Source organism: Stieleria sp. (assembly GCF_041595215.1).
GTDB lineage: Bacteria > Planctomycetota > Planctomycetia > Pirellulales > Pirellulaceae > Stieleria > Stieleria magnilauensis.
The window spans coordinates 1-5037 of the sequence record NZ_JBFHKV010000629.1; the positions used below are offsets into that span (position 1 = coordinate 1).

General features: G+C 60.0%; 3 protein-coding genes. 1 reads left to right on the forward strand and 2 read right to left on the reverse strand.

What is annotated here, in order from left to right; all coding sequences use genetic code 11:
* Positions 1-403 precede the first annotated feature (403 nt).
* Positions 404-1471, reverse strand: a complete 1068-nt coding sequence (locus tag ABX749_RS21385; protein ID WP_372897769.1) for a bifunctional oligoribonuclease/PAP phosphatase NrnA — start codon at positions 1469-1471, stop codon at positions 404-406.
* A 227-nt stretch (positions 1472-1698) separates the two neighbouring features.
* Here ABX749_RS21385 and ABX749_RS21390 point away from each other — a divergent pair, with 227 nt between their 5' ends.
* Complete coding sequence (locus ABX749_RS21390; protein WP_372897770.1) at positions 1699-2901, forward strand: diadenylate cyclase; 1203 nt, start codon at positions 1699-1701, stop codon at positions 2899-2901.
* A 29-nt stretch (positions 2902-2930) separates the two neighbouring features.
* On the opposite strand, the gene mgtE is transcribed toward ABX749_RS21390, so the two are convergent.
* The gene (gene mgtE / locus ABX749_RS21395; protein WP_372897771.1) at positions 2931-4250 is read right to left on the reverse strand and encodes a magnesium transporter; all 1320 of its coding nucleotides are present in this window, start codon (positions 4248-4250) and stop codon (positions 2931-2933) included.
* Positions 4251-5037: the final 787 nt, after the last annotated feature.

Here is a 5037-nt window from a genome sequence, read left to right on the forward strand (position 1 = left end):
GCAAGCGGTTAGCGGAACGGCGCGAGCCGTCCGGTTGCGTTTCAATAGCAACCTCGAAGACCGGAGGGCTCGCGCCCTGCCGCTAACAAAACAACGCAAGCGGTTAGCGGAACGGCGCGAGCCGTCCGGTTGCGTCGCAAAAACAACGTCAATGGCCGGAGGGCTCGCGCCCTGCCGCTAACAAAACAAAACCCGCTTGGCGTCCAAATCGATGGCATTGGGCATCCACGTGCTTCGGACACAGAAAGCAGGCGTGCCAAGACAAGCTTGGCACGCCCCTGGGATGGGGACCTACCTGTAACCATCAAGGCCGAACCTCCTGGTCAACCAGTAGCTCCATACCAGTTTATCGCTCTCCGAGGTAGAGTCGTCGGTTGCTCCGTCAACGTTGCTTGACGACGCATTAACGATCCAAGTGTTGGACGATTTCGCGCTTGGCGATCAACCGGGTGCCTCGTTTGCGTTCGACGCCGCAAACGTCCAGCCAACGATCGCGAAGCATGTTTGACATCTTGTCGATCGCGGCGGCGCTCTCGCCCACGTTGGGAATTTTCCCGCCGGCACGGTGGGCGTGGCCACCGGAACCTCCCAGACCTTTCAGGGTCTCGCGAATCATCTCCGCCGCGTTGTCTTCAGCATATTGTGTCCGCGCCGAAACCAGCAAGTCCCCGGCGATCACGGCGCCGCACATCACCCGACTGACCGAATCACCCCGAATCAGCAAATCGGCGATCTCGCCCACAATCTCGACGCCATCGGCTCGGGGCAGGAAGCACATTGCCACGTCGTCGTAGAGAAAGGTGTTTTGCAGCGCCAGCAACAGGTCCCCGTAATACGATCGCCGCAGCGGTGCATTGTGAATTTCGGCCAACAACTCGGGTTCGCCGAATTCCATCAACCAGGGCAAGATCAATCGGTCCAGAGACGAATAATGCGACTCGTAGGCGCAGGTCTCGGTGCTGATCGCATACAGCATCGCGGTGGCCAACTTCGCTCCCGGGCTGATCGCTTGCTCACGCAGGTAGCTGGCAATGATCGATGCCGACGCGGCGACCTCCACGCGAATGTCGCTAAACGGCGTTTTGATGCTGCGTTGATCGGGGATGTGATGATCGATGATCGCGAAGGGCTTGACCCCCTGACGGGTCAACACGTGGTTGGAAGCTTCCGCCCCACAATCCACCAGAATCGCCGCGGTGCGGTCATCGAATTCAAAGTCGTCCACCAATTCGATCGGTGGTTCCAAGAGATCCACCATGTGCCGGTTCTCGGCCCGAACGATGGCCCCCCCGCCGATCACCCGTGTCGGCAGCCCCACCGTTTCGTCGATCAGGACTTTCAGTCCCCAACCCGAGGCGATCGCATCCGGATCGGGATTGTCGTGCATCACGACCACGACCTCGTCACAATCGCTGAGGCTCTCTAATAGCCTTGTGGAGACGGATTTCGCATTCAATTGCGTTGCCTTCATAACTCCGTCGCTTTGATCACACCGAGACCCTCGATTCAAACCAAGGAAACACCGCCCCCGATTGCTATCGTATCCGCGGCCAACACCGCTATAAAGGTTGAGAATCCTGATTCGGCAAAGTTCGAGCACCTCTGGCGTCAAACGGGGCCGGTTAGGCAACGCGGCCCCCGGAAGCGGGCGAAGCTGGACGACAGCCCCCCTGGTTGACCATGATTGAATCGATTCTCTTGACCACAGACGAATTGCGGCAGAACTTCCGCATTGTCGACGCGATCGACATTGTGCTGGTTTCGGCGTTCCTTTACGCCTCGCTGCTCTGGTTTCGCCAGACGACATCGCGGGGGGTCCTGGTCGGGGTGGCAGCGCTCGCCTGGGTGTATTTTGTCGCTCGCAGCCTGGACATGTACCTGACGTCACTGGCCTTTCACACCACCTTTGCCGTCCTGTTGTTCATCCTGGTCGTGGTGTTCCAGGAAGACCTGCGTCGGCTGCTCGAGCGGGTGGCTTCGTTCCAGTCCGTTCCATTGGAACACGGCGGCCAAAGCGGGGTGCAGATCGACTCCCTGGTGGAAGTCGTCTTTCGCATGGCATCCTCGAGGACCGGTGCCCTGATCGTCCTGAAGCGAAAGGAGTCACTTGAACGTCAGCTTCATGGAGGCATCCCGTTGGACGGCAAGTTCAGCCTCCCGCTGATCTACAGCATCTTCGATTCGAGCACACCGGGACACGACGGTGCGATCGTGATCGATCGTGATCACATCAAACAGTACGCCGCCCATCTTCCGATCTCTCCCAACACCAACAAGCTCGGCGGCCGCGGCACCCGGCACAGCGCGGCACTGGGGCTCTCGGAACGTTCCGATGCAGTCACCATCGTGGTGTCCGAAGAACGCGGCAGCGTTTGTGTGGCTCAAGCGGGGACGTTGAAGGAGATGCCGACTGCCACCGACCTCAAGTCTTTTCTCGACGCCAACTTTGCCTCGGGGCTCGCCGATTCGCGGCCACCGCTCTGGAAACAAATCCTGGTCGACCACGCGGGTCTGAAAGTCTTGTCGTTGATCGTCGCGGTCGCTGCCTGGTTCGTACTCGCCTACGATCCGCACACGGTGCAACGCACCTTCATCGTGCCGGTCGAGTACCGGAATGTGGCCAAGCATTTGGAAATTGACACCTCGGCGCCGAATGAATGCCGCGTGACGCTTTCGGGTTCAGACCGCGATTTTCGTTTCCTCGATCCGGCCAGCCTGAAAGTGTCACTGGATCTGACTCACACCCTGGCGGGCTATCACGAAATTCAGCTCAGTGAGCAAAACATTCAGCTGCCGGCCAATCTGTTTCCCTATCGCATCGACCCGCGCGTCGTTGAGTTACTGATCAAGGTAAAATTGCCGGAACCGACAACGGCCGAACCGAGCAGCGTTCCCAAATGACGTTGGACAGGCGACACGCCGGCAACGCTTCAAACGATCCACGACATGAACAGCGACGCGAATCCCAGGAAGGCGGCGAATCCGACAATGTCTGTCACCGTCGTCAAAAAGATCGCCGCGGATTGAGCGGGATCGCGGCCCAGCTTCTGCAGAATCAACGGAATCACGGCGCCGGAGATCGCCGCGGCGGCCATGTTGACCACCATCGCCATGGCGATCACCAGTGAAAGTCCTGATCCGGCCAACACCGAATCGCCCGCGGCCATTCGCCACGCAAAGACCGCGATCGCTGTCACGACGGCGACGGCAACGCCGTTGATCAGTCCGCCGAAAAGTTCCTTGTAAATCAGCTGCTTGCGACTGCCGGGAACCAGTTCGCGAAGTGCCAACCCACGCATCACGACGGCCAGCGACTGGGACCCCGTGTTCCCGCCCTGTCCGGCGACCACGGGAAGCAGCACCGCCAAGGCGGCGACTTTGGCGATCGTCCCCTCGAACACCCCGATCACCGCCGCCGCCATGAACGCGGTGACCAGGTTGACGAACAGCCAGGGGAGTCGGCTCTTGACGACCATCGAAACGGGCGACAACGCACGCTCGTCGGCACCGGCCCCCACGATCTTCTGTAAATTTTCAAACGCCGCCGCCTGGCTCGACGCCAGCGCATCGGCTTGCTTGACCACCCCGATCAATCGCCCTTCAAAGTCGACCACCGGTAACGCCAGGAAACGTTTCTGCCCCATCAAGTCGACGACCTCACTCGATGACATGACATCGGGGACTCGCGTGACCTCCCGTCGCACGATCGGCGCGATCGGGTCCCGCGGCTTGGCCAACAACAGGTCGCGCATGTTGATCACTCCATCAAGCGTTCCGTCGCGTCGGGTGACATAGAGGTAATGCAGTGCTTCCCGAGGCGCCTGACGGATTGCCGAAATCGCTTCCTGCACCGTGATGTCCGCGGCCAATGAAACGACCCGCGGTTCCATCATCCCGCCCGCCGTTTCGGGAGCGTATTGTGCCAGGGCCAGCAACCCCCGCGAGACATCCTGCGGCAGTGCGGTGATCAACGCCTCGCGATTGGTCGGATCCACCTGGTGCAAAACCGACGAGGCAACCCGCGGCGGCAAGCGTCCGAGTAATTTGGCTGCCTGGGCCGGCTCAAGTTGAGCAACGATTTCGGCCCCCGCATGCGGGCTGATCCGCTGCAGCAACGCCAGTGCGATTCGGCTCGGCAGCGACTTAAACAGCCGATGCCGTTCTTCCGAATCGAGTGTTTCAAAGGCCCGCGCCGCATCTTCGGGATGCAACTGCACAAAAACTTTCAGCAGCGATTCAAGAGGTTTCATGGCATCGTCGAATGGAGGGCAGATCTGTGACCTCTAGTTGACGCAATGCGGTCCCCCTGTCAATCGGAGTTCGGCGCGTGTCGTTGCCGATCAACGTAGCCGGAGCAATGGTGAGTCGACGGCGCGAGCAGCGGTTGACGTCGTCACCACCAGGCCCGCGGCTAGCGCCGTCGGCTCACGAAACCGAGAGACAATCACGCCGCGGGTGGAAAACGTTTTTCCGACGCGGCGCAGTTTCTTTTCCACGACATGGCGTCGGCGGCGCGGCTCTGCCCCCTGCAATTCCGTCGGTGTGAAACCAGGATCGCCCCGCGAGCCGGTGCATCGGGATCGACGGGCTGCAAGCTGTTCCCAGGTCTTCTCCGGCCGATCAGATTGGCACGAAAAATGCAATTGACTGATCCGATCGACCCAGTGTGGGTCACCCACCGATTCGTTTGCTCCCGCGAGGAAACTGCAATGGCCAACCGTGGCAAAAACCAAAAGAAACCCAAGGGCTTCAACAAGAAAGTAGCGCCCGTCGTCGCCCCCGTCACGAACAACAAGGGAAAGTCGGCGGCTTCCTCGCGCGGCAAGAAACGTTAAGCCGATCGCCCCAATCCTGACGCGTGCCAAGGCAACCTCGATCATCGCCCCACCACGCTTTATCATAGCGACCCGCAAAGTATTATTTTGGCTTTGCGGGTCGCGTCGTTTTAGGACTGTGACACAATTTCCCAGTAGTGGACGAGGCGACGAGTCCCCCACCCAATTTCCCAGTAGTGGACGAGGCGACGAGTCCCCCACC

What these genes read in the sequence shown, in the direction of transcription:
- ABX749_RS21385 (WP_372897769.1), bottom strand. Translation starts at nt 1,471, where the DNA reads ATGAAGGCAACGCAATTGAATGCGAAATCCGTCTCCACAAGGCTATTA.
- mgtE (WP_372897771.1), bottom strand. Translation starts at nt 4,250, where the DNA reads ATGAAACCTCTTGAATCGCTGCTGAAAGTTTTTGTGCAGTTGCATCCC.